This is a genomic window from Mycobacterium hackensackense (assembly GCF_025822555.1).
Lineage (GTDB): Bacteria > Actinomycetota > Actinomycetes > Mycobacteriales > Mycobacteriaceae > Mycobacterium > Mycobacterium fluoranthenivorans.
The window spans coordinates 234,235-259,795 of sequence record NZ_JACKUC010000031.1 but is presented as its reverse complement, the minus strand read 5'-3'; the positions used below and the strand labels follow the sequence as shown (position 1 = coordinate 259,795).

The 25,561-nt window shown below is 66.7% G+C and carries 29 protein-coding genes; 17 read left to right on the top strand and 12 right to left on the bottom strand.

Annotated elements, in window-relative coordinates; translation table 11 throughout:
* Positions 1 to 114: 114 nt before the first annotated feature.
* Positions 115 to 1,911, top strand: a complete 1,797-nt coding sequence (locus tag H7J86_RS21370) for a phospholipase D-like domain-containing protein (protein ID WP_267293326.1) — start codon at positions 115 to 117, stop codon at positions 1,909 to 1,911.
* Positions 1,912 to 1,966: 55 nt separating this feature from the next.
* Positions 1,967 to 2,233, top strand: coding sequence for a hypothetical protein (locus tag H7J86_RS21365; RefSeq protein ID WP_267293324.1), 267 nt, complete (start codon positions 1,967 to 1,969; stop codon positions 2,231 to 2,233).
* A gap of 7 nt (positions 2,234 to 2,240) precedes the next feature.
* Here the strand turns inward: H7J86_RS21365 and H7J86_RS21360 are convergent, their stop codons facing one another.
* From H7J86_RS21360 to H7J86_RS21350, 3 genes are read right to left on the bottom strand one after another with little or no spacing between them, the layout of a single operon-like run.
* On the bottom strand, positions 2,241 to 3,092 hold the full coding sequence (locus H7J86_RS21360; protein ID WP_267293322.1) for an adenylate/guanylate cyclase domain-containing protein: 852 nt from the start codon (positions 3,090 to 3,092) through the stop codon (positions 2,241 to 2,243).
* A gap of 25 nt (positions 3,093 to 3,117) precedes the next feature.
* Complete coding sequence (locus H7J86_RS21355) at positions 3,118 to 3,252, bottom strand: hypothetical protein (RefSeq protein WP_267293320.1); 135 nt, start codon at positions 3,250 to 3,252, stop codon at positions 3,118 to 3,120.
* Positions 3,253 to 3,312: 60 nt separating this feature from the next.
* On the bottom strand, positions 3,313 to 3,897 hold the full coding sequence (locus H7J86_RS21350) for a TetR/AcrR family transcriptional regulator (RefSeq protein WP_267293318.1): 585 nt from the start codon (positions 3,895 to 3,897) through the stop codon (positions 3,313 to 3,315).
* Positions 3,898 to 4,009: 112 nt separating this feature from the next.
* Between H7J86_RS21350 and H7J86_RS21345 the strand changes: the two genes are divergently transcribed.
* The 4 genes from H7J86_RS21345 to H7J86_RS21330 are packed head-to-tail and all read left to right on the top strand — an operon-like array spanning position 4,010 to position 7,088.
* The gene (locus H7J86_RS21345; RefSeq protein WP_187096152.1) at positions 4,010 to 4,849 is read left to right on the top strand and encodes an alpha/beta hydrolase; all 840 of its coding nucleotides are present in this window, start codon (positions 4,010 to 4,012) and stop codon (positions 4,847 to 4,849) included.
* Between the two features lie 60 nt (positions 4,850 to 4,909).
* Positions 4,910 to 5,851, top strand: a complete 942-nt coding sequence (locus H7J86_RS21340; protein ID WP_267293316.1) for a hypothetical protein — start codon at positions 4,910 to 4,912, stop codon at positions 5,849 to 5,851.
* Complete coding sequence (locus H7J86_RS21335) at positions 5,827 to 6,204, top strand: BlaI/MecI/CopY family transcriptional regulator (RefSeq protein WP_090353610.1); 378 nt, start codon at positions 5,827 to 5,829, stop codon at positions 6,202 to 6,204. Before H7J86_RS21340 ends, H7J86_RS21335 begins: the two co-directional genes overlap by 25 nt.
* A complete protein-coding gene (locus H7J86_RS21330; RefSeq protein WP_267293315.1) occupies positions 6,201 to 7,088 on the top strand; it encodes a M56 family metallopeptidase in 888 nt (295 codons plus the stop codon). Before H7J86_RS21335 ends, H7J86_RS21330 begins: the two co-directional genes overlap by 4 nt.
* A gap of 13 nt (positions 7,089 to 7,101) precedes the next feature.
* Here the strand turns inward: H7J86_RS21330 and H7J86_RS21325 are convergent, their stop codons facing one another.
* The 4 genes from H7J86_RS21325 to H7J86_RS21310 all read right to left on the bottom strand — a co-directional run bounded on the left by H7J86_RS21325 (position 7,102) and on the right by H7J86_RS21310 (position 9,435).
* Positions 7,102 to 7,578 (bottom strand): DUF2231 domain-containing protein, encoded by a 477-nt coding sequence (locus H7J86_RS21325; protein WP_267293314.1) that lies wholly within the window; start codon positions 7,576 to 7,578, stop codon positions 7,102 to 7,104.
* A gap of 87 nt (positions 7,579 to 7,665) precedes the next feature.
* Entirely contained in the window at positions 7,666 to 8,370 is a 705-nt protein-coding gene (locus tag H7J86_RS21320) for a VIT1/CCC1 transporter family protein (protein WP_267293312.1), read from the bottom strand.
* Positions 8,371 to 8,451: 81 nt separating this feature from the next.
* Positions 8,452 to 8,724, bottom strand: coding sequence for a hypothetical protein (locus H7J86_RS21315; RefSeq protein WP_267293311.1), 273 nt, complete (start codon positions 8,722 to 8,724; stop codon positions 8,452 to 8,454).
* A gap of 117 nt (positions 8,725 to 8,841) precedes the next feature.
* On the bottom strand, positions 8,842 to 9,435 hold the full coding sequence (locus tag H7J86_RS21310) for a TetR family transcriptional regulator (RefSeq protein WP_267293310.1): 594 nt from the start codon (positions 9,433 to 9,435) through the stop codon (positions 8,842 to 8,844).
* A gap of 131 nt (positions 9,436 to 9,566) precedes the next feature.
* On the opposite strand from H7J86_RS21310, the gene H7J86_RS21305 reads away from it, so the two are divergent.
* The 5 genes from H7J86_RS21305 to H7J86_RS21285 all read left to right on the top strand — a co-directional run bounded on the left by H7J86_RS21305 (position 9,567) and on the right by H7J86_RS21285 (position 12,294).
* A complete protein-coding gene (locus H7J86_RS21305) occupies positions 9,567 to 10,313 on the top strand; it encodes a hypothetical protein (protein ID WP_187096146.1) in 747 nt (248 codons plus the stop codon).
* A complete protein-coding gene (locus H7J86_RS21300; protein WP_090353621.1) occupies positions 10,310 to 11,026 on the top strand; it encodes a hypothetical protein in 717 nt (238 codons plus the stop codon). The genes H7J86_RS21305 and H7J86_RS21300 overlap by 4 nt, the downstream gene beginning before the upstream one ends.
* Positions 11,023 to 11,595 carry a cytochrome c oxidase subunit 3 gene (locus H7J86_RS21295; RefSeq protein ID WP_187096145.1) on the top strand — a complete coding sequence of 191 codons (573 nt, stop codon included), beginning with the start codon at positions 11,023 to 11,025 and terminating at the stop codon, positions 11,593 to 11,595. The genes H7J86_RS21300 and H7J86_RS21295 overlap by 4 nt, the downstream gene beginning before the upstream one ends.
* Before the next feature lie 2 nt (positions 11,596 to 11,597).
* Positions 11,598 to 11,867 (top strand): cytochrome C oxidase subunit IV family protein, encoded by a 270-nt coding sequence (locus H7J86_RS21290; RefSeq protein ID WP_267293308.1) that lies wholly within the window; start codon positions 11,598 to 11,600, stop codon positions 11,865 to 11,867.
* Between the two features lie 247 nt (positions 11,868 to 12,114).
* On the top strand, positions 12,115 to 12,294 hold the full coding sequence (locus H7J86_RS21285; RefSeq protein ID WP_267293306.1) for a hypothetical protein: 180 nt from the start codon (positions 12,115 to 12,117) through the stop codon (positions 12,292 to 12,294).
* Positions 12,295 to 12,301: 7 nt separating this feature from the next.
* Here H7J86_RS21285 and H7J86_RS21280 read toward each other — a convergent pair whose 3' ends face one another.
* The gene (locus H7J86_RS21280) at positions 12,302 to 15,166 is read right to left on the bottom strand and encodes an MMPL/RND family transporter (protein WP_267293304.1); all 2,865 of its coding nucleotides are present in this window, start codon (positions 15,164 to 15,166) and stop codon (positions 12,302 to 12,304) included.
* Between the two features lie 78 nt (positions 15,167 to 15,244).
* Here H7J86_RS21280 and H7J86_RS21275 point away from each other — a divergent pair, with 78 nt between their 5' ends.
* Positions 15,245 to 15,388: a hypothetical protein gene (locus tag H7J86_RS21275; protein ID WP_267293302.1), complete on the top strand. Its 144-nt coding sequence runs from the start codon at positions 15,245 to 15,247 to the stop codon at positions 15,386 to 15,388.
* A gap of 411 nt (positions 15,389 to 15,799) precedes the next feature.
* Here the strand turns inward: H7J86_RS21275 and H7J86_RS21270 are convergent, their stop codons facing one another.
* Positions 15,800 to 18,961 (bottom strand): cytochrome P450, encoded by a 3,162-nt coding sequence (locus tag H7J86_RS21270; protein ID WP_267293300.1) that lies wholly within the window; start codon positions 18,959 to 18,961, stop codon positions 15,800 to 15,802.
* 81 nt (positions 18,962 to 19,042) lie between these two features.
* Here H7J86_RS21270 and H7J86_RS21265 point away from each other — a divergent pair, with 81 nt between their 5' ends.
* Positions 19,043 to 19,423, top strand: coding sequence for a phage holin family protein (locus H7J86_RS21265; RefSeq protein WP_090353632.1), 381 nt, complete (start codon positions 19,043 to 19,045; stop codon positions 19,421 to 19,423).
* A 3-nt stretch (positions 19,424 to 19,426) separates the two neighbouring features.
* Here the strand turns inward: H7J86_RS21265 and H7J86_RS21260 are convergent, their stop codons facing one another.
* On the bottom strand, positions 19,427 to 19,897 hold the full coding sequence (locus H7J86_RS21260; RefSeq protein WP_235632659.1) for a septum formation family protein: 471 nt from the start codon (positions 19,895 to 19,897) through the stop codon (positions 19,427 to 19,429).
* Positions 19,898 to 20,196: 299 nt separating this feature from the next.
* Between H7J86_RS21260 and H7J86_RS21255 the strand changes: the two genes are divergently transcribed.
* The gene (locus H7J86_RS21255; RefSeq protein WP_267293297.1) at positions 20,197 to 21,792 is read left to right on the top strand and encodes a hypothetical protein; all 1,596 of its coding nucleotides are present in this window, start codon (positions 20,197 to 20,199) and stop codon (positions 21,790 to 21,792) included.
* 7 nt (positions 21,793 to 21,799) lie between these two features.
* Here the strand turns inward: H7J86_RS21255 and H7J86_RS21250 are convergent, their stop codons facing one another.
* Together H7J86_RS21250 and H7J86_RS21245 are read right to left on the bottom strand one after the other, a co-directional pair.
* Complete coding sequence (locus H7J86_RS21250; RefSeq protein WP_090353639.1) at positions 21,800 to 22,231, bottom strand: hypothetical protein; 432 nt, start codon at positions 22,229 to 22,231, stop codon at positions 21,800 to 21,802.
* Positions 22,231 to 22,971: an SDR family NAD(P)-dependent oxidoreductase gene (locus tag H7J86_RS21245; RefSeq protein WP_267293295.1), complete on the bottom strand. Its 741-nt coding sequence runs from the start codon at positions 22,969 to 22,971 to the stop codon at positions 22,231 to 22,233. Before H7J86_RS21245 ends, H7J86_RS21250 begins: the two co-directional genes overlap by 1 nt.
* A gap of 63 nt (positions 22,972 to 23,034) precedes the next feature.
* Here H7J86_RS21245 and H7J86_RS21240 point away from each other — a divergent pair, with 63 nt between their 5' ends.
* From H7J86_RS21240 to H7J86_RS21230, 3 genes are all read left to right on the top strand, one after another.
* Positions 23,035 to 23,568, top strand: coding sequence for a hypothetical protein (locus H7J86_RS21240; protein ID WP_267293292.1), 534 nt, complete (start codon positions 23,035 to 23,037; stop codon positions 23,566 to 23,568).
* A 26-nt stretch (positions 23,569 to 23,594) separates the two neighbouring features.
* Positions 23,595 to 24,317: a potassium channel family protein gene (locus H7J86_RS21235; protein ID WP_090353643.1), complete on the top strand. Its 723-nt coding sequence runs from the start codon at positions 23,595 to 23,597 to the stop codon at positions 24,315 to 24,317.
* A gap of 113 nt (positions 24,318 to 24,430) precedes the next feature.
* Positions 24,431 to 25,501, top strand: coding sequence for an NAD(P)H-dependent amine dehydrogenase family protein (locus H7J86_RS21230; RefSeq protein ID WP_267293290.1), 1,071 nt, complete (start codon positions 24,431 to 24,433; stop codon positions 25,499 to 25,501).
* Positions 25,502 to 25,561 lie beyond the last annotated feature (60 nt).

Sequence of the window (25,561 nt, the reverse complement as noted above, 5' to 3'; positions counted from 1 at the left end):
GCGACGATGTCTGCGGTCTATCGGGCCGCGGGTGTTGCCCACGAGGGCGGTGCTGCGCCCGTCTTGCCGAGATGTGGGGGAGCCATGGCCACAGTCCATGCTGAAGACGATCAGATGACGTTTACCGCGTACACGGGCGACGCGAAATCTCTGCTGGCGTTCAACGTGAAAACCGAGGAAGCCCGAAAGAACCTGGGCGGCTTCAGCATCCAGGTAGATCCGCCCGGCGCTGCGCATCCGTATTACGTGACCAACAATCTGCGGCTGCGCGAATCGCCCGCTCACGCCCAAGTTCCCGGTGAGGATCAGTTCTCCAGTGCCAACGCCCCGATCCACAAGTTCCGCTGGGTCCATGTCCCCGGCTTGGTACATCAGGGCGGTCAGCCTGCCTTCGGCACGTACACCTACGTGGTGACCCCGCGCTATTTCACCGACGCCGGTGCGCTGACCGCGCTGGACCCCGATGCCAGCCTCTCTCTGCAGGTACCTGTCGGCCCCTTCGTCAAGGGCGGCCTCACGGTGGCATTCACCCGCGGTTACGTCCAGTTGCAGGCGTTCGTCCGGCACTTCGGCGACGACGTCCACATTGCGCCTCCCGGTGCGCCGCTGACCTTCGACATCTCACAGACTGCCGGAACCAACAACGATGGCCACACCTACACCTACGCGCAGGAATACGACTGGCTCGGCTTCACCGCCCGACGTGCCCTGCTCGACCAGGTGGTTGCCGATCCGACCCTGACGTTGGACGTGTTCGCCTACGACCTCGACGAACCGTCCGTCGTGGCGGCGTTGTTGACGCTGGGCGAGCAGAACCGCGTGCGCATCATCCTGGACAACGCGGCCCTGCACACCGGCACCGCCGAGAAACCTTCGCCAGAGGACGCCTTCGCCACGGCGTTCCGAGCCCGCGCCGAAGACCCCGACACCATCAAGCGAAAGAAGTTCAAGCGCTACGCCCACGACAAGGTGTTCATCGTCTCCGACGAGCAGGGTGCGCGCACAGTGCTGACTGGGTCGACGAACTTCTCCATCACCGGTGTCTACGTCAACGCCAACCATGTGCTGGTGTTCGACGACCGCAACGTCGCCGACATCTACTCCGGTGTGTTCAAGCAATCCTGGGATACGGACACGGATCGGAAGGCATTCGCCGAATCCACTTGGGGCAAGCAGCCATTCGTCTGGGGCGACGCGGCAGGCCCGGTCCCGGTGACGACGGCGACGTTCTCCCCGCACGCCGGGCCTTTCGCCGATGAGATCCTGCAGGGCATCGTCGACCGCATCGACGCCGAGGCGGCAGTCGCCGCGCCGACGATCGGGTCGGTGTTCTTCGCGGTGATGCAGATCAGTGGTCGTGGGAGCCACCGCGTCTATGACGCGCTCAACGAGCTCCATGTCAACCGTGGCATCTTCAGCTTCGGGATCTCGGACGCTCCCAAGGGCGTCACGCTCTACGGCGTGGGTGAACAAGGTGGAGTGCTGGTCACGGGGAAACCGGGCGAGACCGCACTGCCGGCGCCGTTTCATCAGGTGCCCGGTATCAGGTTCCACGAGATCCATCACAAATACGTGGTGTGCGGCTTCAACGGCAACGCCCCCACGGTCTACTGCGGGTCGTCGAACCTGGCCGAAGGCGGCGAACGTGACAACGGCGACAACCTGCTCGCCATCCGCGATGCCGATGTGGCCACCGCGTTTGTCATCGAAACCCTGCTCCTGGTCGACCACTACGACTTCCTCGACAGGCTGGCCAAGAAGGCGAAGGTCACACCCGCGATCGCCCCGGCCAACAAGCAGGCCGCCGCGGTTGCGGCCGGCTGGTACCTGTCCACGACGGACGGCTGGACCGACAAGTGCTTCAACACCGACAACCTGCACTGCACCGACCGCCGCCTATTCGGCCGCTGACTCCGAGCGCAGTTCCAATGTGTCGAGGTCTGCTCACCCTCGACCGTATGTTCCGGTGAACTCGATCGACGCCGCGCAAGGACGGAGTGCCGCCGACAGCGGCCGGCTGCGCGAACCCTTCGTCAGCCCCCAGGTCGTCGGGGTGGCCATGATCTTGGTGGGGCTGACCGCGCTGATCCTGGGCTGGGTTCAGCATCGACAGGAAATGCGAGCACTCTCTTCGGATTTCGGTCCGATGCGCTACTCGATCGCCTCGGTCGTCGCCGCCCTGATCGCCGGTCTCGGCCTCATCGCCCTGCTCGGTGTGACGCTTCGGATGTAGCGCGACGCTACGCCCGTCCCGATCGGTCCTCGGCGCTCTCCAGCGCAGGGGAGTCGCTCGCGGACACCGCGTACACGGTGTGGCTGCCCTGCAGGCCCTTCAGCTCGACCTCGCGCGGCAGCCCGAACTCGGCACCCGGCAGCTTGCCGACCGCTTCGCGCACCGGCTCACTGATGAGCACCTCACCGCCCTCGGCCAGCGCGGCTACCCGCGCCGCCATGGCGACGTTGCGTCCGAACAGGTCGTCGCCACGGCGCACCGAGGTACCCATGTGGATGCCGATCCGCACGCGAATATCGTCCCAGCGTTGCGGATCGGCATTCAGCGCCTGCTGGACGCCGAGGCCGCAGCGGACGGCCTGACGCGGATCTGCGAAGACGATCATGAACCCGTCGCCCTGGGTCTTGACCACGTGTCCGCCGAACTTCTCGACCTGCTTGTAGAAGAGTTTATTGTGGCGCTCAAGGAGTTTCACCCATTCGCGGTCGCCCAGCGTGTCGTTCAGTTCGGTCGAGCCCTCGATATCGGAGAACACGATGACGGCCTGGCCGTCGGCGGTCAGGCGGGCCAGGTCGGGACGTTCCACCCGGGCCCAGCCCGCCAGATCCTCGATCGAATTTCGGACGGTGGCGCGGACGCCCTTGTTGATCAGTGAGTCCGCTGCCTGCCAGACGGTCTTGATCGCGACGGGTGCCAGTCCGCGAGGCCGGCGCCGACGGGGACTCTCGCGCCGAACGCGCTCGAGTTCGCTTCGCGTGCTCTTCAGCTTGCTGTGCGTCACGATCAGCAGCACGGTGAGGGTGATCAGGCCGGCGAAGGCCAGCCCGACGACGACCCAGGCTACGGCGGTTGACGTCACCCGACCAGTATGGGCGACGGCGACGTCATGTCAGCACGACAAGCACCAGCGCGAGCACGGTCGCTGCGGTGACCGCCAAAGCGATCCACAGCCTGGGTACCGGCGGCATGTCCCGGCTTCCGCTGGTGCGCGGCTCATCGGGGGAGAACGGGTAACCCATCACGACACTCAATCATGTTGTGGCAGTGGACAACGGATCGTATACCCGCTTCGTGCGCATCTACACCTGAGATGACCGGGGTTCCGGTGGTAGCCCCGCCGCCTGCCTGGCAGCACGCGTGAACGCGGGTTTTGTGTGCGCGACTCCGTCCAGATAGCCCCCGACCAGTGCGGCGTCTCGCAGCAAGGCCAGCGACGAGGCGATCTCCGCAGGGTTGTCGTGCCCGGCGGCGGCGTCCTCGAGGGCGCCGCGAAACCAGCCGCGGTGTTCGGCGATGAGCCGCCGGATACGGCTGTCCGGATCGGGGTACTCCGCCGCCGCGTTGATGAACGGGCATCCGCGGGTGTGATACCGAGCGATGTCCTCGGCGATACCGTCGATGACCAGCTCGAGCATGTCGGTATCGCCACCGGCCGACTCGGCGGCGGCGAAATAACCGCGAATGGTCTGGTCCTCGGCCGCCAGATACGCCTCGACGAGGTCTTCTTTGCCTGTGAAATGCCGGTACATGGTGGCGCGGGTGACACCGGCCTCGGCCAGGATGCGGTCGACGCCGACGGAATGGATGCCCTCGCGGTAGAAGAGGTCGGTTGCGGTGCGCAGAAGCCGCTCACGGGCCTCCGACACCGGCGCACTGGATTCCATGACCACACGGTACGCCCGAGGCAGAACGTTCTTTCTCTTTCGGGGAATACCCGCCGAGCCGGGACGGTTCAGGTAGGAAGAACGACCGTTCTTTCTACTAGAGGAGAAGTCGATGACCACCATCACCGCACGCGAACAGAACGAGATCGACCGCGCGAACCGCTCGGGTGCGCAGCCCGTCGTGTTCGTCCACGGCCTGTGGCTGCTGCCCGACAGCTGGGACAACTGGCGCACCCTCTTCGAAGAGCAGGGTTTCGTGACGCTGGCCCCGGGCTGGCCTGACGACCCGGCCACCACCGCCGACGCGCGCCGCGATCCGTCGGTGTTCGTCGGGAAGGGGGTCGCCGAGATCACCGATCACTATGCCGACGTGATCCGCGCCCTGGATCGCAAGCCCATCGTCATCGGGCACTCCTTCGGCGGCCTGATCACCCAGAAGCTCGCCGGCCTCGGCCTGGCCAAGGCTGCCGTGGCCATCGATCCTGCGCCGTTCCGCGGGGTCCTTCCCCTGCCGTTGTCGGCGTTGCGCTCGGCGTTCCCCGTGCTGGGTAACCCGCTGAACTACGGCCGGGCGGTGGCGCTGACGCCCAAGCAGTTCCGGTACGGCTTCGGCAACGCAGTATCCGAGGAGGAGTCGCAGCGGCTGTATGACCGGTATTCGGTCGCCGGTCCGGGTCGACCCCTGTTCCAGGCGGCCGTCGCCAATTTCAACCCGGCCTCGGCCACCAAGGTGAACACCAAGAACCCTGAGCGGGGGCCGCTGTTGGTCATCTCCGGCGAGTTGGATCACACCGTTCCGTCGGCGGTCGCGAAGGCCTCCTACAAGCAGTACAAGAAGAACCCCAACGTGACCGAATTCGTCGAATTCGCCGGTCGCGGACATTCCTTGGTGGTCGACAATGGCTGGCGCGACGTGGCCGACGCGGCACTGAGTTTCGTCACCCGGTTCTGACACCCCGCTGCGCCGAAATTCGGTTGAGGGGGCCGGGCCTGCTGGGCTTCACTGAATGTGATGTCTGCGGCCTGGCCCTCTCTTCGCGACGAAGTCGATATCGCCGACGCTCTCTACGGGCGGCGCGGCCGGACGCTGCTCGAGGAATGGCTCGCCCGCCAGGTGGCCCGCACACACGACCTCGCCTTCGCCCGGGAGTTCTCCGATCACGTCGACCTGCCCGGGGTGCGAACCACCGACTATCTACACCGCCACATCGTCACCTCAGCCGGAACGCTGCTGGGTGGAATCCGTTTCTACGGCCGCGATATCACCCGGCCCTTCGTCGAGATCATCGCGCACAGCTTCGACGACCTGAACCGGATGCGGGTGTGCGTCAGTCAGGAATGGGCGATGTTCGCACCCCTGTGCCTGAGGGTGCGGACCGCCCCGGGGCGGCTGGGCGGAGCGGGGGTCGTGCTTGACGAAAGCGTCTACGTGGCGGCCTACCGCGAGATGACCTCGCCGTCCCCGAACGTGTGGCTGGCGCCCTTCGGCAGCGCCGAGACCGCCATGGCGATCGTCGCGGACCGGTACCGACAGCTGGATTCCGCTCTGGCTCAAAATATCTCGGCCGCGACTGCCGCAGAGCTCGATGGCTGGCACACCCAGGATCAACTACGCGCCATCCGCACCACCGAGGGCATCGTCGGTCTGCTGGCGGTGGTGCCGGGAGTGATCGACTGGATCGACGGCGACGTGATCAACGAAGAAGTGGTCACCGTCGAGCACGGTGGCCACGGCTACGCCGCCGCGGGACAGGCGGCGTGGGCGGCCGAACCCGGTCGAGACCCGGACGTGCTGTTGATCGGCACCATCGACCGCCTCAACCTCGCTTCCCGAAAGACCGCCGCGGCCGCAGGTCGCCGGCGCGTGCTGGACGCCTACTTCGTGTCCTTGCCGCAGCCTCCCTATGCTGGTCCGGAAGGGAGCGACAGGTGCGCAGAGACCCGGGTGACTTAGAAGACGCTGTCATCGCCGTACTCGCCGGCGGCGACGCCATGACGGTGGCCGAGGTGCGCGCCGAGCTGGGGGCGCGTCTGGCGTACACCACGGTCATGACGGTGCTGACGAGACTGGCCGGCAAGGGCACCGTCACCCGGGACCGTGACGGCCGCTCGCACCGGTACACGCTCGCCGCCGCGCCGGGCGACCTTCCGGCGTTGCAGGCTGCCTTGCGGATGCGTCGTGAGCTCGACGGCGGGCATGCCCGGGCAGACGTGCTGAGCAGCTTCGTCGCAAGCTTGTCATCCGAGGACGAGGCGCTGCTTCGAGAAGTGCTGTCACGTCACGAGATCGACGGTGAGGGCCGGTGACCATCTGGATCCTGCTCGGGGCGCCGTGGGCCCTGGCGATCGCACTCACCGCAGTGTTGCCCGCCCTCGCCGACAGATTTCATCCGTATTGGCGAGCACCCGTAGCGGCGACTCTGGCGCTGATGCTGGCGATCAGTACCTGGACCTCGATGATCGCCGGTGCCTCGATTCTGCTCCGCCAACCCGACGTCATCGGCCGGACCGGGGGTCTGGCGCTGGCCGGGATCTGCTCGGGTCTCCTGTTTTTGGCGCTCCGCCACCTGCTGCGGGTACGGATGTCGGTGCGGGCGGGACGGGCCATCCGATGTGGCGCCGCCGATAAGGACGGCGCGGTGGTGATCGTCGAGGACGACCGCCCGGACGCGTTCGCCGTGCCCGGGCGGGCCGGGGGTTTGATCGTGCTCACCACGGGCTTGACCGCGGTGATGACAGCGGCGGAGCGGCGTGCGGTGATCGACCACGAGCGAGCGCACCTGCGACAGCGCCACCACTTCCACGTCCAGGCAGTCGAACTCGCGGCGTGCATCAATCCGCTACTGCGACCGTGGACCCGGGTGGTGCGGTTGGCGGTCGAGCGCAGCGCCGACGAGCACGCCGCACGGGGTGGCCGAGGCAACGCCGCACGGGCGATCGCCCGCGCGGCGCTGCTGTGTGCGCATGCTCAGCCGGCGCCCGGGTGCCGTATCACCGGCCGTCCGAGCGATGTCCGGGCGAGAGTCCTCGCGCTGACACATGAGGCACCGCCTCGTCAGCGCCGGTACCTGCTGGCGCTCGCCGCGGTCATCGCCGTATTGATCAGCGTGCAAACCTATCTGGCTGCCGATATCGCCCAGGACCACGTGGCACCTGAGCGCGGCGAGCCGCTGTCCACCGTGATCGGCTGAACCGCAGCAGCTTTCACTCGCCTGCGTCGGCCGTGGCCTTGTCTCCCCAGGCTGACCTGGCACCTGAGTCGCCGATCCGCACCACCTGAACGGTGGTGGCGACACTGGCAATGACGACCAGCGTCGCGATGGCCCAGGTGAGGGCCGGGGTGAACGGGCGCTCGCGGGATTCCCCTACGTGCACGACGGCCAGCAGGGCCGCGCCGATGAGCAGTGCAATCGCGAAATAGACCATGGTGTCGCCGAGTTCGGCGTGCTCGTGCAAGAGCGGGGTGCGTTCGGTCTGATGCTCCAGCCACTCGCCGGCCTCGGTGGTCAGTGGCGTGAGGACCGTGGTCACCACGGCCAGAATGACCACCAGCCAGGTGAGGCGCCGTCGGGCCGCGGGCCACAGGGCGCAGGTGATCGCGAGCACGGCCGTCAGTGGCGCCAACACCACGACGAAATGCACCAGCAGAACATGGGCGGGCAGCCCTTGAAATGTCGACAACAGTAGGCCTTCCGTAGGACCGGATCATCCGGACGACATACTACATATCTTGTAGTAGTCAGGCTCGGTGGCGAAGGAGTCGCCAGCTCACGCCACGGCGGTGCCCACCAGCAGACCGATGCCATAGGTGATGGCAAGTGCCAGGCCGCCGCCCACGACATTGCGCAGGATGGCGCGTTGTCGGCCGGCGCCGCCGAGGCGCGCCGCGACGGATCCGGTGAGGGCGAGCGCGATCAGCACGGCGACGACGGTGATCGGGATCCGCAGGCTCGGCGGTGGCAGCAGAATCGCCAGGAGCGGCAGCAGGGCACCGGTGATGAAGGACGCGGCCGAGGAGAGGGCTGCCTGCCAGGGGCTGGTGAGTTCGTCCGGATCGATGCCGAGTTCGGCCTCGGCATGTGCGGCGAACGCATCATGTTCGGTGAGCTCGGCGGCGACCGCTTGGGCGGTGGCCTCGGACAGGCCTTTTGCGGCGTAGATGGCCTTGAGCTCTTCGAGTTCTGCTTCGGGATCGTCGCGCAGTTCGACGCGCTCCTTTCTCAGGAGGGCGCGCTCCGTATCGCGCTGACTGCTCACGGACACGTACTCACCGAGGGCCATGGACACCGCGCCCGCGGCGAGGCCGGCGATACCGGCGGTGAAGATCGGGCCGCGTTCCACCGTGGCCGCGGCCACGCCCACCACGATGCCCGCCGTCGAGACGATGCCGTCATTGGCACCGAGCACGCCGGCGCGCAGCCAGTTCAGCTTCGACGAAACGGACCCGATGTGCGGTTCGGCGGGATGTGACACAGCGTCAGACTAAGCAGTCCGGCCGCCGGTCGCCAGCAAACCTAGCCTCACCAAACAACTGTTCGCGCAGCGTGGTTCGGCTCAGCAGGGGTCCCCGGGAGGGGTGAAGTACGGCACACCCTCGACGGTGTAACAGGGCACCTCGCCGGGCACGTACGGGACGTGCGCCGCGGCGATCGCCGCGCCTGCGACGGCGTCACCTGCGATGTTGGTGCAACCCCCGGCGGCGAAGTGCCTGCCGTCGGCGCCTGCGCACACATCGGCACCGGCGACGGGCGCGCTGACCAGTGGCATCAATGCCGCGGCGGTGGCGAACCCCGCCGCGAACAACGCTGCGGTGGTACGTCGGCTCATGACGTTCTCCTTCGATCTGGGGCAGCCCCGCCTGCGCGTGGTGTTGGCAGTGCTCATTGTCAGGTGCGGCGCCCGTCGCCGCTCGGTTTTGACGACAACGTCTATTCGCCGGTCTGTTTACCGGGTCCCGGAGATCACGCGCAACCCGTGCCCGTAGGTGGTGAGGTATTCGTCGATCGCAGGTTGGCGGACCTCGGCGGCTTCGGGGAGGGTGAGCAGCAACGCATAGAGGCCGAGGAGAAACGACACCCCGTTGTGCAGCACGTCGACGTCGGTGGGTATCTCCCCGCGGCGGCGGGCACGGTCGAGTTCTTCGACGACGGCCACCGCCATCGGATAGTTGGTCCACTCCTCCGATGGTGGCCGCGTGGTGGAGAAATGCAGGGCCAGAAAGTCTTTGAACAACCGGCGGCCCAGCCGTCGTTCTATCGTCTCCAATGCCCGGACGACTTCGGCCAGCGTGTCGTGCACGCTGTGCGCGGTGCCGAAGAATCGGGTCAGTTCGGCGGCCATCCGGTCCTGCTCGCGCTTCTCCAGTTCCAGCAGGACGTGTTCCTTGGTGGGGAAGTGGAAGAAGAAGGTGCCGTGCGCGACGCCGGCGGCGGCGACGATCGCCGTGGTATCCGCCCCGGCCATCCCCGCGCGCTTGAACTCGGCGAGCGCGGCGCCCAGCAGTCGCTCGCGGGTCTGCAAACCCTTCTGCTTCAGCATTAAACTGACTCTACTCAGAAAGTTCTTCCCATCGCGGAGTTTGCCGGATACCGTGCATATGAACATGACTCGGTGATCACCGGTGTGCCGATCCGACAAGAAAAGCCCTGAGTCAAGTCAGTGGAGGCGTGATGCAGATCCTCGAGCAGGCCCAAGACCTGCCGAAAGCCGGGAATATCAAGGCGCAGTGGGTGAGCCTGTGGACCGGGCCGGCGGTCGGGGCGGTGCTGCTGATCGCGGCGCTGGCGTTTCCCGGATTCTGGCCGCCGATGTCGCCGACGATGACGGCCGGCGACGTTGCCGCGTTCTACGCCGACCACACCGCCCTGATCCGGTTCAGCCAGGCCGCCTTCAATCTCTGCGGGATTATGGTGCTGCCGTTCTTCATGGTGATCGTCGCGCAGATGAAACGGATGAAAGGGCAGAGCCACGTCTTCGCGTACTGCTACCTGACGGCGGTGGTCAGCGGCGCCACCATCTTCGCGCTGTCCAACATCTTCTTCCTGGTGGCGGCTTTTCGGCCGGAACGCAACCCGGACCTGATCATGCTGCTCAACGACCTGGCATGGATCGTGTTCATCGCCCCCGTCGGCATGGTGGTCAGCCAGTTCGTCCTCCTGGCACTGGCGGTGTACTTCGATGATCGTGCGGATCCGGTGTTCCCGCGCTGGGTGGGTCACTACGCGCTGGCCACCGCCGTCGCGATGGTCCCGGCCGCGGGCGCCGCCGTCTTCCGCACCGGGCCGCTGGCCTGGGATGGGCTGCTGTCATTCTGGCTTCGCAACGGCGCCTTCGCGGCATTCGTCCTGGTGATGTTCTTCGTCCTGCGGGCCGCGCTGCACCGACAGGCGGTCGCCGACGGCGTGATCGCACCATGAGTGTGCTGACCGCACCGGTTCGCGCCGGCGGCGGGAACCGCGATGTCTGGCTGATGACCTGGTTCTTCCCGGCCTGGTATGGGCTGTTCGGGGTCATCATCTGTGTCCTGACACGCGTGACCCCGCCACCGCGGCCCGACGTCACCGCGGCCGAGAAGGTCGCCTTCTTCACCGCGCACCACCTGACCATCCAGATCGGGTTCACCGTGCTGCTGGTTCTGCTCGGCGGTGCGGCGATGACCAACGGGCTGGTGGCCTACCAGATGAAGCGGATGTCGGTGGGATCGGTCTTCGCCTATGGCTACATCGGCGGGATGGGCGTAGGTGCGGTGCCCGGCTTCCTGCTCGTGACGGTGTGCTTCCTGACCGCTGCGTTTCGCCCCGACCGCGACCCGGAGCTCATCAGCCTGCTCTACGACCTCGGAATGCTTTCGTACAACGGATCTTTGGGCTGCTTCTCGGTGGCTTACCTGGTGCTGGCCGTGGCCATCTTGTACGACCGAAACAACATCTTCCCGAAATGGTTTGCCTACGTGAGCATCTGGCAGATCATCACCGAGATCATCGCCACCCAGATGTTCGTGTTCAGGTCCGGTCCGTTCGCTTGGAACGGGTCGATCGCCTTCTGGTGGGCGGTGGTGGTCTTCTCGGTGTGGCTGGTCGCGCTGATCGCGCTCCTGCGTCAGGCCGCGGCGCGAGAGGCGAACTCATGACCCGGACCGAACCGTCCCCGGTGCAGCGCCGGCTGCCCGGTGACGGGGACATGTGGGTGATGGTCCTGGGCGATATGGTCATCTTCGCCGGCTACTTCGTTGTCTTCCTGGTCTATCGGACCATGAACGAGGGCGAATTCCTGGCCGCCGCCCAGCATCTCGACATCACCCTCGGCGTGGCCAACACCGTGATCCTGCTGACGAGTTCGTGGTTGGTGGCCCGGGCGGTACTCGAGACCCGCGCGGGCCGCCATGAGCACGCGGTCAGGCTGATCTATGCCGGTGGTGCCGGCGGCGTGCTCTTCATGGCGCTGAAGGGCTATGAATGGTTCCTCAAGCTCTCTGCGGGGCATACCAATTCGGAGATGTTCTTCTCCTTCTACTACGTGATCACCGGTGTGCACCTGGTACACGTACTGATCGGGCTCATCGTGCTGGGCGTGCTGGTACGCGAGTTGCGCAACCCCGGCCGGCGACGAGCGTCGATGGTGGAAGCGGGCGCAATCTATTGGCATATGGTCGATCTGCTCTGGGTGATCATCTTCGCCCTGTTCTACGTGATGAGGTGATGATGACCGCAGCCGCACGGATGATCACCTGGGCCTGGGTGGCCCTGGTGGCCATCACCCTCGGGTCCTGGTGGCTCGCCCCGGCCCATTCGGGGACCGCCGCACCCAGCGTGCCGATCACCGCGGTGGTCCTCACGCTGGCGCTGGTCAAGTCCCGCTTGATCATCCGGTACTTCATGGAGGTGCGAACCGCCCCCTGGTGGTTGAGATCGGCCACCGATGCCTGGCTCGTCGTGCTGTTCGGGGCGGCGTTCGTCATCTACCTTGTGTGAACACCGGCCGCGGATCCATACCTGCCACCAAGGAAACCTAAGCCTGTGCCCATGTCGGGGCGTCAGGATCGGTAGTCGCACGATGATTACCGATCCGAAGGAGATATCAACGTGAATCGATCACGGAAGATGCTTGGCGTCGCGGTGCTTTCCAGCGGCCTGGCATTGTCCGGCGTGTTCGGCCTGGGTGCGGCCAGCGCAGGCCCGCCGCCGCCCTGCCCGCCCAACGCGCCGTGTCTGGGCCCGGGTGGCCCCGGTCCCGGTCCCGGTGGCCCCGGCCCTGGTCCCGGTGGCCCCGGTCCGGGTCCTGGCGGACCTGGTCCGGTTCCCTGCCCGCCGTTGGCGCCGTGCCCGCCGCGCTGACGACAAGACGCTGATCGAGAACCCCGCGCAGGCACGCCGTGCCTGCGCGGGGTTCTCGGTGTGACCAGGTGCTAGGAGACGTCGACAGGTGTCTCGCGCTTCTTCCAGGCCGGGATGCTGCGGGCCGGACGCTGCCGCACCACCTGCGGCCACCAGAACCACTTACCCATCAGCGCGGCGATCGACGGGGTCATGAACGACCGGATGACCAGCGTGTCGAACAGCAGACCCAAGCCGATCGTCGAACCGACCTGCGCCACGACCGTCATCTCGCTGGCCGCCATCGACATCATGGTGAACGCGAACACCAGGCCCGCCGCCGTCACCACCGACCCGCTGCCGCCCATGGCGCGGATGATCCCGGTCTTGATACCGCCGTGCAGCTCCTCCTTCATACGAGCCACCAGCAGCAGGTTGTAGTCGGCGCCGACGGCCAGCAGCACGATGACGGTCATCGCCATGACCATGAAGTGCAGCTCGATGCCCAGGATGTGCTGCCACAACAGAATCGACAGGCCGAACGAGGTCCCCAGAGACACCACCACGGTGCCGACGATGACGGCCGCGGCGACGAGGCTGCGTGTGATGATCAGCATGATCGCGAAAATCAGTGTCAACGCCGCGATTCCGGCGATCATCAGGTCGTAGTTGTTACCTTCCTGCATATCCTTGAAGGCCGCCGCGATACCACCGAGGTAGATCCGCGAACCCTCCAGCGGGGTGCCCTTGACGGCTTCCTTGGCGGCCGCCTTGATATCGTCGACGAGTTTGATGCCGTCCGCGGTCAACGGGTCCCCGGCGTGGGAGATGATGAACCGCACCGACTTTCCGTCGGGGGAGATGAAGCTCTTCATACCGCGCTTGAAATCGGCGTTGTTGAAGGTGTCCGGCGGCAGGTAGAACGTGTCGTCGTTCTTCGAGTTGTTGAAGGCGTCGCCCATGGCGGACTGGTTCGCCTGCATCTCGTTGGATTGATCCTGGATGCCCTTCTGCGTCTGGTACATCCGCAGCATCATGTCCCGGGAGGATTGCATGGTGGAGATCTGCGCAGGCAGGGTCGCCAGCATCTGCGGCATCAACTGATCGAGCCGCTGCAGATCGGGCAGCAGGTTCTGGAACTGATCGGTCGTGGCGTCGATACCGTCCAGGGCGTCGAACACCGAGCGCATGGCGAAGCACACCGGGATGTCATAGCAATGCGGTTCCCAGTACAGATAGTTGCGGATGGGGCGCAGGAAGTCGTCGAAATCGGCGATGTGGTCCCGCAACTCGGCGATGTCGACGGCCATGTCGGTGCTTTTGCCCACCATGCTGTGCGTGGTGGCGCTCATCTCCGTCATCAGCGTGATCATCCGGTTCATGGTGCCGATGGTGGTGTCCATATCGCCGGCCTGTTTCAGCATGGTGGCGAACATGTCCTCCATGTACTTCTCGTTCATCTGCTGCGCCGTACCGCCCATACTCATCTGGGCCGGAATGGTGCTGAACTTCAGCGGCTTACCGTCGGGACGCGTGATGGCCTGCACGCTGCCGATCCCGGGCACCCGGAAGATCGCCTTCGCGATCTTGTCGATCACCAGGAAATCGGCCGAATTGCGCAGATCGTGGTCGGATTCGATGAGCAGTAATTCGGGATTCATCCGCGCGACGGAGAAATGCCGTTCGGCGGCCGCATAGCCCTCGTTGGCCGGCAGATCGGCGGGCAGGTAGTTGCGATCGTTGTAGTTGGTGCGGTAGCCGGGCAGCGTGAGCAGGCCGACGAGCGACAGCGCGATGGTGGCCATCAGCACCGGCCCGGGCCAGCGCACCACCAGGGCCCCGATCTTGCGCCAGCCGCGGATGCGCATGGCGCGCTTGGGTTCCAGCAGCTTGCGGAACCGGCTCGCGACGGTGACCACCGCGGGGCCGAGGGTCAGCGCCGCGACGACGGCCACCGTCATACCGACCGCCATGGGGATACCCAGGGTCTGGAAGTAGGGCAGCTTCGTGAAATGCAGGCACAACATGGCCCCGGCGATGGTCAGGCCCGACGCCAGCACCACGTGCGCGGTGCCGTGGAACATCGTGTAGTAGGCCGACTCCTTGTCCTCACCCAGGGTTCGGGCTTCCTGGTATCGGCCGATCAAGAAGATGGCGTAGTCGGTGGATGCGGCGATCGCGAGCGTCACCAAGAGCTGCGTGGCGAAGGTGGAGAGCCCGATCAGATCGTGGTAGCCCAGAAAGGCCACCACACCCCGGGCGGCCGAGAGTTCGAGCACCACCATCAGCAGGACGATGAGCACCGTCGTGATGGAGCGGTAGACCAGCAGCAGCATGGTGATGATGACGACGAACGTGACCATCTCGATCATCCGGACACTGCGGTCACCGGCGATCTGCTGATCGGCGGCCAGCGCGGAGGGCCCGGTCACGAAGACCTTGACGCCGGGCGGCGGTGGCACCGCCGTGACCAGCTTCTGGGCCGCCTCCACCGATTCGTTGGCCAGCGCCTCGCCCATGTTGCCGGCGAGGTAAACCTGCACATAGGCGGCCTTACCGTCGGGGCTCTGCGCCCCCGCCTCGGTGAGCGTGTCACCCCAGAAGTCCTGCACGTGCTCGACGTGCTTGGTATCGGCCTCCAGCCGGGCAACCATATCGTTGTAGAAGAGGTGGGCATCGGCGCCCAGCTTCTGCTCGCCCTCCAGGACGATCATCACCGCGCTGTCCGACTTGAACTCGTCGAACACCTTGCCGACCTGCTTCATCGCGATCACCGATGGCGCGGTCTGCGCGCTCATCGATACCGAGCGCATCTGTCCGACCACTTCCAGTGGCGGCACCACGACGCTGAGCAAGGCGACCAGGGCGATCCAGCCGATGATGATCGGGATGGCGAAGGTGCGGATCCATTTCGGGATACCGCTGTGCTGGTGTTGGGGCGGGGACGTGTCCGTCACCGAAGTAGGGGCGGGCACGTGCTGGCACTCTCCTGATGGCGTAGAGGTCGTTTCTTTCGTACCAGATACGGTCAGGCAATGGTGAGCTACGACCAACTGGCGGCCCAGCCGGTCAGGCAGGCCTGCCAACCCTGCCGGTCCGCCGAGGAACCGGACCACGCCACATCATCCGTCGGGGCGCAGCACGGCCGGCCCGGCCCCGGTGCGGGCGCACCCCCCTGACTGATCCTGCTCCGGCTGCGTCGCCGGGCTGCGTCGCCGGGCTGTGGCGCCGAAGCGGCGTTGTGACGGAGCTCACCGCCTGATCGCGTCGATCAAGTAGTCGTCTACGCGTCACCGCACGGCGACTTCCCCATACGTTCGGAACATCAAGGTGGGCAACACTTCACTACACGTCCACCACGACGTTTGGGGACCGCCATGTCGGATCTGTCGATGACCGCCGACGGGGCATCCGGCGCTGTCAGTCTGAAGTTGCTGTGGCGCAGATACATCCAGCACGCCGTCGGGTGGCTGACGCGGGCGAAGTTGCCCGGTCAGGGCCCGGCGCGCAGCCGTCGGAGCTATCCTTGCGCGCGGCCGGCGTACATGAACGATGCCTGCATGCGACGTGAGATGCGCCGGCTGTGATGCTCAGCCCGCCCAGACATCCTCGACGTAGCGGTCGGACTCGACGAGGCCGATGAGCCAGTCGCGCGCCGCGCTCTCGTCGGCACCGGTACGCGCGCAATAGATGTCGAGAAACGCCTGCCGTACGGCCGGGGCCATCCGGGCACCGTCGCCGCAGATGTAGACGTGGGTGTCCTTGGCGGGATCGCCGAGCAGGTCCCACACCTCGTCGGCGTCGGCGGCGATCCGGTCCTGGACATAGCGGACGCCGTTCTCCGGTGCCCGGGAGAAGGCCGGGCGCATCCGCACGATTCCCAGGTCTTCGGCGATGTCGAACTGCTCGCGGAAGATGTAGTCCACGTCAGGATCGCGAACTCCGAAGAAGCACAAAGCCGGTGCATACGGGTCGCCGACCTGACGGGCGGCCAGCCGATCGCCCAGGAACCCGCGAAACGGTGCGACGCCGGTCCCCGCACTCACCAGGATGACGTTCTTGGCCGGGTCGGCACCGGCCCGGAAGGCCTGCCGGGCCTGATCGACGCGGGCGCGGATCTGTGCCCCCGAACCCAGCGTGGCCAGGTGGTTCGACGCGACGCCTTTGAACAGTCCACGCCCGGATCGAGCCGGGGCGTCGAGGACGCTGACCACCAGCGCCACGACTTTCGGGGAGAGCCGCGACGACGAGGCGATGGAGTAGTGCCGCGGTGTCATCGGCTCCAGCAGTTCCAGCAGGTCGGCACCGGTCAGCGTGCAGGCCGGGAATTCCAGGAGGCATTCGATCGGGCTCAGGGCGCACGGTTCGGTCGCCTCGGCGAGTTCTTCGAGACGCCGGCGTTCGGGGACGCACGGGTTGGCGGCCGCGAGCCGGCGCAACTGGCTGCGCGTCGCCGGCTTGCGCAGTTCGACGAAGTGGGTGAGTAGTTCACGCACGCTCACCTCACGGTCGAGGGCGATGAGCCGCCGCGAGGTCCGGCGCGGGTTGATGGAGAGGCGTAACCCCGGGTCGATATCCAGTTGGTCCAGCACGGTGTCGACCAGTTCGGGTGGATTGTCCGCCAGCACCGTCAGGTGGTCGCCGGTGTGGTATTCGACGTCCTCGGGCAGGGCAACGCGGACAAAGTGTTTGGCGTGCCCCTGTGCGGTCTCGTCGCTGACCAGTTCGGTGTTCTCCAAGACGGTCATGGGGCACACGCCGAAGCGGGTGTCGATGGCGGCGGTGACCGGGCCGACGATGAGGTGCAGATCGTAGAGCGGTTCCTCGCTGTCGGTCACCGCCACCGCATCCGGGTCCCCGAACAGCGCGGACATGGACGACCACAGCGCAGTCGAGAACTCTTCCAGCGTGCCGTTGAGGTCACCGGAGGTGTCCGCCGCTGCGAACGGCACCAGGGACGTGCCGCCCAGTTCGGTCAGGCGTTCGTTGATCCGTTTCGGCACGGCCTGATAGGTGTCGGCCCAGTTGTGATCGCCGACGCCGAGCACCGCGAAGTAGGGGGCGCCGTCGATCGCGGCGTCCGGCCCGGTGAGCCAGGCAAGGAACTCGCGTGCGTCGTCGGTCGGCTGACCGTTGTACGACGAGGCGACGATCACCACCGCGTCGGCTTCGGGCAGCCCGCCGGTGGCATCATCGAGTGGGCCGAACGTTGTGGCACAACCGATATCGGTGCCCTCCTCGGCCAGCTGTTTGGCCAGTGCGCGGCAGGTGCCGAGATTGGAGCCGTGCAGCACGGCCACGGTGGTACCGGCTTTGAGGGCCGATACCGAACCGGTCGTCGTGCGCTGGACGGTGTCCTGGACGTCAGCCGCGGTGGCGGGCTTGCGGTCGGCGGGGGTGCGTCGCACCAGGTCGAGCCGGAAACCGGCCGGCCGGCGGCTCAGCGGGCCGTCCCAGCGCAGCACATAGTGCGCGGAATCGATGAGCCGGTAGCGGTGCACGATCCGCGCGATGGTCATGGTGGCCTCGTGCAGCGCGAACTGGCGCCCGATGCACGACCGGGCTCCGGTGCCGAACGGTTTGAACAGCGCGGCCGGACGCGCGGCGGCACGGTCGGATTCGAACCGGTCGGGGTCGAACAGTTCGACGTTGTCGCCCCATTGCGGTTGCCGGTGCAACGCCCCGGTGAGCACGCTGACGGCTTCGCCCTTCTTGATCGGATACCTGCCGCCGATGACGGTGTCGGCCAGCGCCATCCGATCGAAGCTGAGCACCGGCGGCGACAACCGCAGTGTCTCGTTGATGACCTGCCGGAGATAGCCGAACCTGCCGATATCGTCGTAGGTCGGCAGGTAGTCGTCGTCGGGACCGAACACCGCATCGACCTCGGCCTGGACCCGGCCGAGCACCGCCGGGTGGTGCACCAGGTTGTAGAGCGTGTTGGGCATCAGTTCCGATGTCGTCAACTGTCCGGCGATGAGAAACGTCATGATCTGGTTTCGGATGTTCTGTTGGTCCAGCACGGGTTCGCTGCCGGGTCCGCGGCCGAGCATCAGGTAGAGCAGATCGTCGGCGGCGTCTTCACCGCCGTTGCGGTGCGCCTCGATCAACTCGTCGAAGTAGGTGTGCAGGGTGGTCAGCTCGGCCTCGAATCGCGGTGTGTCTCCGCCCTTTCCGAGTTCGCCGAGCGCAGCGGTGAAACTCTGCGGGATGGGCGCCAGGCCGTCGTGGTCGAAGGAATCGAAACGGGCTCCGAAGCCGGCGAGCGCCACCGTGTCCATCGCGAGCTTCTGCAGGTCATCGGAGACGTTCACCGATTGCCGCCCGGCCTGCGCGTCCCAACCGGTGATCATCCGGCGGTTGATGTCGAGCATCGCCTCGTGGTAGTTGCGTAGTCCGGCGTAGCTGAACCCGGGTAGCAGAACGTCATGTGCCTTCTGCCAATTCGGCTCGGCGTAGAACGCGGTGAACAGACCGTCGCCGGCCAGTGGACGGACCCGGGCCAGTGACGGGGTCAGATTCTTGGCGAACCGTCCCTCATCGCAGAGTTCCTCGACCAACGCCGTCGAGCACGCGTACAGCTTTCGGAAGCCGCTGTAGTCGGCGTAGAACAGCGGCCCGTGCAGTTCACCGAGGATATCGACGGGTAGCGCGTACGGCCGTCCCGCCAGATCGTCCGCGCTGGGCAGCGGTCCCTCGGCGGAGGGAATCTGGTCCAGATCCGGGGCGAGGGAGGGGGCGAAGTCGGCCATGTCGGGCAGCATAGGCGTCAATTACCGGAACGGGGACCTATCTTCACTCCGAAAGCCGCGGGGCCCCTTACCATCGTCGACATGGTGCGACTACTGCTGAACACGCTGGTCTTCCTGGGTTCGGCGGCGATCGGTTTGCTGGCCGCGGACCGGCTGGTGTCCGGGGTATCGGTGTCGTGGCGTGGATTCGTCGTCGCGGTGGTGGTCTTCGCCTTGGCGCAGGCGGTGCTGTCGCCGTTCATCGCCAAGATGGCATCCCGGTACGCCTCGGCGTTTCTCGGCGGAATCGGCCTGGTGTCAACATTTGTCGCGTTGTTGCTGGCCTCGGTGCTGACCCACGGTCTGAGCATCCGTGGTGCCGGCTCGTGGGTCGCCGCGACGGTGGTGGTGTGGTTGGTGACGGCCGTCGCCACGCTGCTGTTGCCGCTGCTGGTGGTCAAGAAGAAGATCGGTAAGGAGTGACGCTCAGCGGCCGTGTGCCGATCGGGTCAGCGCGCCGCCGCCGGCATCCTGCAGCAGGCAGATGACGATGCTCGGCAGGGGATTGTCGGCGGTACGGTCCTGATTCGAGTCGATGAGGTAACTGACGGTATAGCCGCCGGACGCCCCGGTGTACGCGGTGAGGGCGTCGTTACAGCGTTGATTCGCCACCTCGGTGACAGCAGCGTCGACCGGGATGGGCGCGCGCTGGTACACCTCGGCTCGATGCGGTGCCGCGCAGTCCACCAGCGTCACCTCGACCGCGCCTTCGTCCACGGCGGGGATCTGGTCCACACAGTCGCCGACCTGGAGGTTGAACCACGGCAGCGTGCGTGGTGCCGGCGCCGGCACCGGCGCGGAGTGCGATGTCGGCGTATCGGCGGTGGTCGGGGCCGGTGGTGCCGCGGTGGGGTGCGCGCCACAGCTCGCCAGCAGAATCGCAGCGGAAATCGTCACTGGCGCAGGTAGTCTGCCTGTCCGCACAGCCTGAGTTTATGCGCCCGCGCGCCAACAGTCTGCATTGTGCGTTTGTTCCCGCCGGGTCGAGTCGGCACTGTGACGTAGCCGGTGTAACGCATCCTCGTGCGCGGCGATGAACCATGCGAGACAGCTGCTGGCCCCGGGCCAGTGTCGGGGGAGATGGCTGCAACATGGCAGCTGTGGCTGGAATGCCACGCTCCCTGGACCTTCAGAGGAGTGGATGCACGGTGGGTGCAACGCGCGAATTTCTGCCCCGACGGCACGTGGTCGCCGGAGTGGCTTCGACCGTGGTCATATCGCTGACCGCATTGACCTCGGGACTGGCGCCCGCGGTGGCAGACCCGTCGGCGCCGACGACCACGGTCGCCGAGGTACCCGTGCCTCGGGACACCCCCTCGCAGCAACCCACGGTCGAGGCCGAAGTGCCCACGGCCGCAACACAACCGGCACCCAAGCCGGCGCGGACTCCCGAGGTGACGACCACCCCGCCCGCCCCCGTCGTGCAGACGCCGGTCCAGGAGCCGTCGCCGACCGTCGCGCCGGCCCCCGTCACCGTGGCTCCGACTCCGCAGACCACCGTCGCGCCCAAGCCCAGCACCACCACGGTCGCCGAACCCACCCCGACCTCGACCTCGACCTCGACCTCGACCTCAAAGCCGACGCGCACCCCGACGCCGACGGCGAGCGAGACGGCGGTCGAGCCCACCTCCGTACCCCCGGTGTCGCGCACGGAGGACCGCCCGGCGCCGGTCGATCGGGTGACCGAGCCGCCCACGCCCGACGCCGTCACGCCGACCGCGCAGGTTCCGGCGCCCGAGACCACGCTGCCCGCCGCGGTGGAGGCCACCCCGACCGCGACCGGCAAGCCCACCGAAACCGAGACGTCGTCGACCGTCGCCAAGGTCGCCCGACCCATCGAGACCCTGCGCCCGCAGACGCTGGATGCCCCCGAGTCCGATGTCGAGTTGGCGCGTCACGCCACGCCCGTCGAGGAGAAGCCGGCACCCGCCCCGCAGCACGATGTCGCCGCACTCGCGGTGGCGCTGAAGGTGACCGATCGGGACGACAGCAGGGTGGACAACCGGGACTGGAATCGCCCGGATTTCCAGCCACGGGGCGACAGTCGCCACGACGACGGGCTGAAATGGGACCGCAAGGTGCGGCAATGGCGGCCGGACTGGGTGCAGTACGACGAGTACTACCGTCCGATGATCTTCAACCCCTACCGGGATCCGGTACGCGTCGTGTACATCTACCAGAACTCGCCGCGGATCGTGCAGATCAACCCTTTGCAGCGGGTCATCATGTACGCCGCAGACCTGGCCGCATACAGCTTCACCGCGGTGGTGGTCAACGCGCTGAACACGGCGGTCAATGTCGCGGTCGGCAGCTTCCTCGGGGGCGGATACATTCCCGCGGTCGGGCTGGCGCCCCCGCCGCCTCCGCCACCGGTGCTGCGGTATGACAACGTGCCCGTCCAGGTGCGGTACTCATCGGCGGTGTACGAGCCGTTCCGGGTGCAGCGCGTCGTCGACGTCGGCGACGACACCCGCTACGGCGAGCGCAAGGTCCTGCTCGACGGCGTGACACCCGCCTGGGGTGTGTGGACCCAGTCCGGTAGTGGGGAGCGCCAATTCGAGGTGCACCGCACCCAGCAGTTCCCCGGGCTCGACGATCCGCGGGAGGCGCCGCTGCCGGGTGACTACCGGATGCAGCTCGTCTCGGGGAGTACCGCCGACACCGCCAGTGCGGCCGAGAGCGCTCTGGATCGCAACCAGGTCTACCTGATCGCGGCCGCGGTGGCGTGCTCGGTGCTGAGCCTGGGTGCGGTCGGGCTGGTGGTTCTGATGGGCCGCCGGCGCGGAATGTAGCGCCCGCTCAGGCGTGCACGTCGCGCAGACCGACGGCGCCGCGCAGGCCCGAGCAGTTCACGCATCCGATGCAGCCGACGCAGTCGGCACATGCCACGCACCCCACGCAGGCCCGGCATCGCCGGCACGCGACGCAGCCCAGGCACGCCGCGCAGCCGATGAGCGCCACGCACAGGATGGTGAAGGCACTGCCGAACACGGCGAAACTGCCTGCCACACCGGCACTTGCGCCGGTGGCGATCGATCCGGCGACGCCCGCGCTGTTGACGGTGGCGATCGAGCCCGCCACGGCCGCGCTGCCGAGCGTTGCGATGGATCCGGCCACGGCGGCGCTGCCGACGGTGCCGATGGAGGCGTCCACCGCGACACTGCCGACGGTGCCGAGGGAATCCTCGACGACGGCGTTGCCGTCAGGAGATACGTTCGCCGGGGTCTTCACTAGTCCGCACCCTTTCCGTTGTCCACGCGGTACACCCCGCCGTGGATGGCCGCCGCGTCATCACTGGCCAGGAAGGCGATGGTCTTGGCGACGTCCACCGGGTCCATGAAACCGCGCGGGGCGGCGATCCGCATGATCAGATCCCAGTCCGCATCCTCGGGGGCGGCGAACTCGGTCACCTGCGGGGTGAGCATTCCGCCCGGACAGACCGCGTTGACGCGCAGCTTCTCCTTGGTGAATTCGACTGCCAGCGCCCGGGTGAGGCCGACCAGCCCGTGCTTGGCCGCGCAGTAGCCCGCCGAGTAGACCTCACCCTCGACGCCCGCGACGGAGGCGACGTTGACGATATTGCCGCCGGTTTCCAGTAGATGCGGCAGCGCGGCGCGGCAGAGAAAGAACGGGCCGTTCAGGTTGACTGCGAGATCGTGGTCCCACTCCTCGTCGGTCAGCGTGACGGTGCGGCGCATCTGGTGGAACCCGGCCACGTTGGCCAGCACATCCAGCCGGCCGAACGCGGCGACGCAATCCGCGACCGCCTGCCGGCACTCCTGTGGGGAGGCGATGTCCACCGATGCGTACCGGCCACCGGGCACCTCGGTGAACACCTCGGCGAGCCGGTCGGTGTCGCGCGCGATACCGAACACCGTCGCGCCGCGCTCGGCGAACACCTTCGCCGTCGCCGCACCCAGACCGGACGACGCTCCGGTCACCAACGCCACTTTGCCGCTCAGCTGACTCATGCCCGGCACTCTCTCACGGGACAAACCCGAGACGTGCCATAAGCGCCCTGTAATACTGCGTCGGTGAGCAAGTACTTTTCCGGATTGGTCGGTGCAGTTCTGCTCTGCGCGGCGCTGGTGGGATTTGCCGGCCCGGCGCGGGCGGACCAGCAGGTGATGCAGGGTGTCTACACCTTCCATCAGGAAGGCCTGCCGGACGCGCAATGGTCGATCTATCCGTCCTGCGTGCCGGTGGTCGGCGATCTCCGCGCCGAGATCCACGACCCGGTCGCGTGCCGCCTGCACGTCAGCTCGTCCCCGAACGTGGTGGCCAAGGGTGGCGATGCGGTGCTCACCGATGGGCTGTGGGCCTACAACATCAGCTCCGTGGACGGATTGACGTGTCCGGACGGCAGCCAGCAAGCGCTGATGGAGACGTTCCGGTTCGACAGCAACACGCTGACCGGGACGCGCATCATTTCGCACAACCAGATCTGCGGACTGCCCGCGACCCTGGACAAGAAGCCGTTCACTTTGACGTACCAGGGCCCGCTACCGATCCCGATCGAGCAGTACCCGCTGATCTGTGAGCCGGGTGGCTTGCGCCGCTGCTTCTGACCTGCGGGACTACGCTCACCGGCACGATGTCTGATCAAACCCGGCTGGAGCGCTTCGAACAGCGGACCGAATGGCTGATGGCCGCCGTGGCGCTGATGTTCCTCGGCTGCTATTCGGTGCAGGTGCTCGCCGAGCCGCACGGCTTCTCCGACATGGCGATGCGGGCCGTGATGGCCGGTCTGTACCTGGTTTTCGTCGCCGATTATCTGGCGCGCTTCTACCTTGCCGAGCCACGCGGTCGGTGGTTCCTGCGCAATCTCGTCGACCTCGCGATCGTCGTGCTGCCGATGTTCCGCCCACTGCGCCTGCTGAGCCTGGCGGTGGTGCTGGAGGTGTTGCAGCGCGCCGTGGGCCACAGCATCCGGGGCCGCGTCGCGGCGTACACCGCGGGCGGGGTGGTGATGATCGTCTACGCCGCGTCCTTGGCCGTCCTCGACGTGGAACGTCATGCGCCGCACGCCCAGATCACCTCATTCGGCGACGCGGTGTGGTGGGCGGTCAGTACGGTGACCACCGTCGGCTACGGCGACCTGACGCCGGTGACCTTGAGTGGGCGGTTGATCGCCGTCGCGCTGATGATCGCCGGGATCAGCCTGCTCGGTGTCGTCACCGCGACGCTCGCGTCGTGGATCGTGGAGAAGGTGGCCGAGGAGGACACCGCCAACCAGGCGGCGACCGCCGCGCATATCGAGGAGCTCCGGGAGGAGATCCGCAAGATGCGGGACGCGATGCGCAGCGACGGTGATTGACGGGGAATAGGGACCGGGGCGAGCGAAGCGACGGGGAATAGGGACCGGGGCGAGCGAAGCGACGGGGAATAGGGACCGGGGCGAGCGAAGCGACGGGAAATAGAGAGGACGCGATGAAGCGAATCGTGGTGTGGGGTACCGGTTTCGTCGGCAGCATGGTGATCGCGGAGATCGTCAAGCACCCGTTGTTCGAACTCGTCGGGGTCGGGGTGAGCAACCCGGAAAAAGTGGGCCGCGATGTCGGTGAGATCTGCGGGCTGGGCACCCCGATCGGGCTGACCGCCACCGACGATGTCGATGCGCTGATCGCACTGGCACCCGACGCACTGGTGCACTACGGGCCGACCGCCGCGCAGGCCGACGCCAATATCGACCTCATCACCCGTTTCCTGCGGGCCGGTATCGACGTGTGCTCGACGGCGATGACACCGTGGGTGTGGCCGCACATGCGGCTCAACCCGCCGTCGTGGATCACACCGATCGACGAGGCGTGCGCGGCCGGCGCGGCATCGTGTTTCACCACCGGGATCGATCCCGGATTCGCCAACGACCTGTTCCCGATGACCCTGATGGGCCTGTGTTCGGAGGTGCGCACGGTGCGGGCCTCCGAACTGCTCGACTACACCAACTACACCGGTGACTACGAATTCGAGATGGGTATCGGCAAGTCACCGGACTACACACCGCTGCTGGAACACCGCGACATCCTCGTCATGTCCTGGGGTGCCACGGTGCCGATGATCGCCCATGCGGCGGGCATCACCTTGGACGAGATCACCACCACCTGGGAGAAGTGGGTGACCCCCGAGGACCGCAAGTCCGCCAAGGCGATCATCCAGGCCGGCAACGTCGCGGCGGTCCGATTCACCATCAACGGCCGATACCGCGGTGACACTCGTATCCAGCTCGAGCACGTCAACCGGATCGGCCTGGACGCGGCACCGGACTGGCCGACGGGTAACGACAACGACGTCTACCGGGTGGACATCGAGGGCACGCCCAGCATCTCGCAGGAGACCGCGTTCCGGTTCACCGACGGCTCCGGTCGCGATGCGGCGGCCGCGGGTTGTCTGGCAACCGGTCTGCGCGCGCTCAACGCCGTTCCCGCGGTGAACGCGCTGCCGCCGGGTTGGGTCACGGCGCTGGACCTTCCGCTGATTCCAGGGGCCGGCACCATCCGCTGACCAGCACCGAGTAACGCTGTCCCGGCAAATCCGGATGGACAACCCGATAGGGTTTGCCGA

Coding starts and splice junctions, on each gene's coding strand:
- H7J86_RS21305 (WP_187096146.1), top strand. CDS start 9,567: ATGCAGATCCTCGAGCAGGCCCAAGACCTGCCGAAAGCCGGGAATATC.
- H7J86_RS21310 (WP_267293310.1), bottom strand. CDS start 9,435: ATGCTGAAGCAGAAGGGTTTGCAGACCCGCGAGCGACTGCTGGGCGCC.
- H7J86_RS21295 (WP_187096145.1), top strand. CDS start 11,023: ATGACCCGGACCGAACCGTCCCCGGTGCAGCGCCGGCTGCCCGGTGAC.
- H7J86_RS21340 (WP_267293316.1), top strand. CDS start 4,910: ATGTCTGCGGCCTGGCCCTCTCTTCGCGACGAAGTCGATATCGCCGAC.
- H7J86_RS21275 (WP_267293302.1), top strand. CDS start 15,245: ATGGTGAGCTACGACCAACTGGCGGCCCAGCCGGTCAGGCAGGCCTGC.
- H7J86_RS21315 (WP_267293311.1), bottom strand. CDS start 8,724: ATGAGCCGACGTACCACCGCAGCGTTGTTCGCGGCGGGGTTCGCCACC.
- H7J86_RS21265 (WP_090353632.1), top strand. CDS start 19,043: ATGGTGCGACTACTGCTGAACACGCTGGTCTTCCTGGGTTCGGCGGCG.
- H7J86_RS21235 (WP_090353643.1), top strand. CDS start 23,595: ATGTCTGATCAAACCCGGCTGGAGCGCTTCGAACAGCGGACCGAATGG.
- H7J86_RS21290 (WP_267293308.1), top strand. CDS start 11,598: ATGACCGCAGCCGCACGGATGATCACCTGGGCCTGGGTGGCCCTGGTG.
- H7J86_RS21300 (WP_090353621.1), top strand. CDS start 10,310: ATGAGTGTGCTGACCGCACCGGTTCGCGCCGGCGGCGGGAACCGCGAT.
- H7J86_RS21355 (WP_267293320.1), bottom strand. CDS start 3,252: ATGGGTTACCCGTTCTCCCCCGATGAGCCGCGCACCAGCGGAAGCCGG.
- H7J86_RS21245 (WP_267293295.1), bottom strand. CDS start 22,971: ATGAGTCAGCTGAGCGGCAAAGTGGCGTTGGTGACCGGAGCGTCGTCC.
- H7J86_RS21350 (WP_267293318.1), bottom strand. CDS start 3,897: ATGGAATCCAGTGCGCCGGTGTCGGAGGCCCGTGAGCGGCTTCTGCGC.
- H7J86_RS21370 (WP_267293326.1), top strand. CDS start 115: ATGACGTTTACCGCGTACACGGGCGACGCGAAATCTCTGCTGGCGTTC.
- H7J86_RS21230 (WP_267293290.1), top strand. CDS start 24,431: ATGAAGCGAATCGTGGTGTGGGGTACCGGTTTCGTCGGCAGCATGGTG.
- H7J86_RS21345 (WP_187096152.1), top strand. CDS start 4,010: ATGACCACCATCACCGCACGCGAACAGAACGAGATCGACCGCGCGAAC.
- H7J86_RS21270 (WP_267293300.1), bottom strand. CDS start 18,961: ATGGCCGACTTCGCCCCCTCCCTCGCCCCGGATCTGGACCAGATTCCC.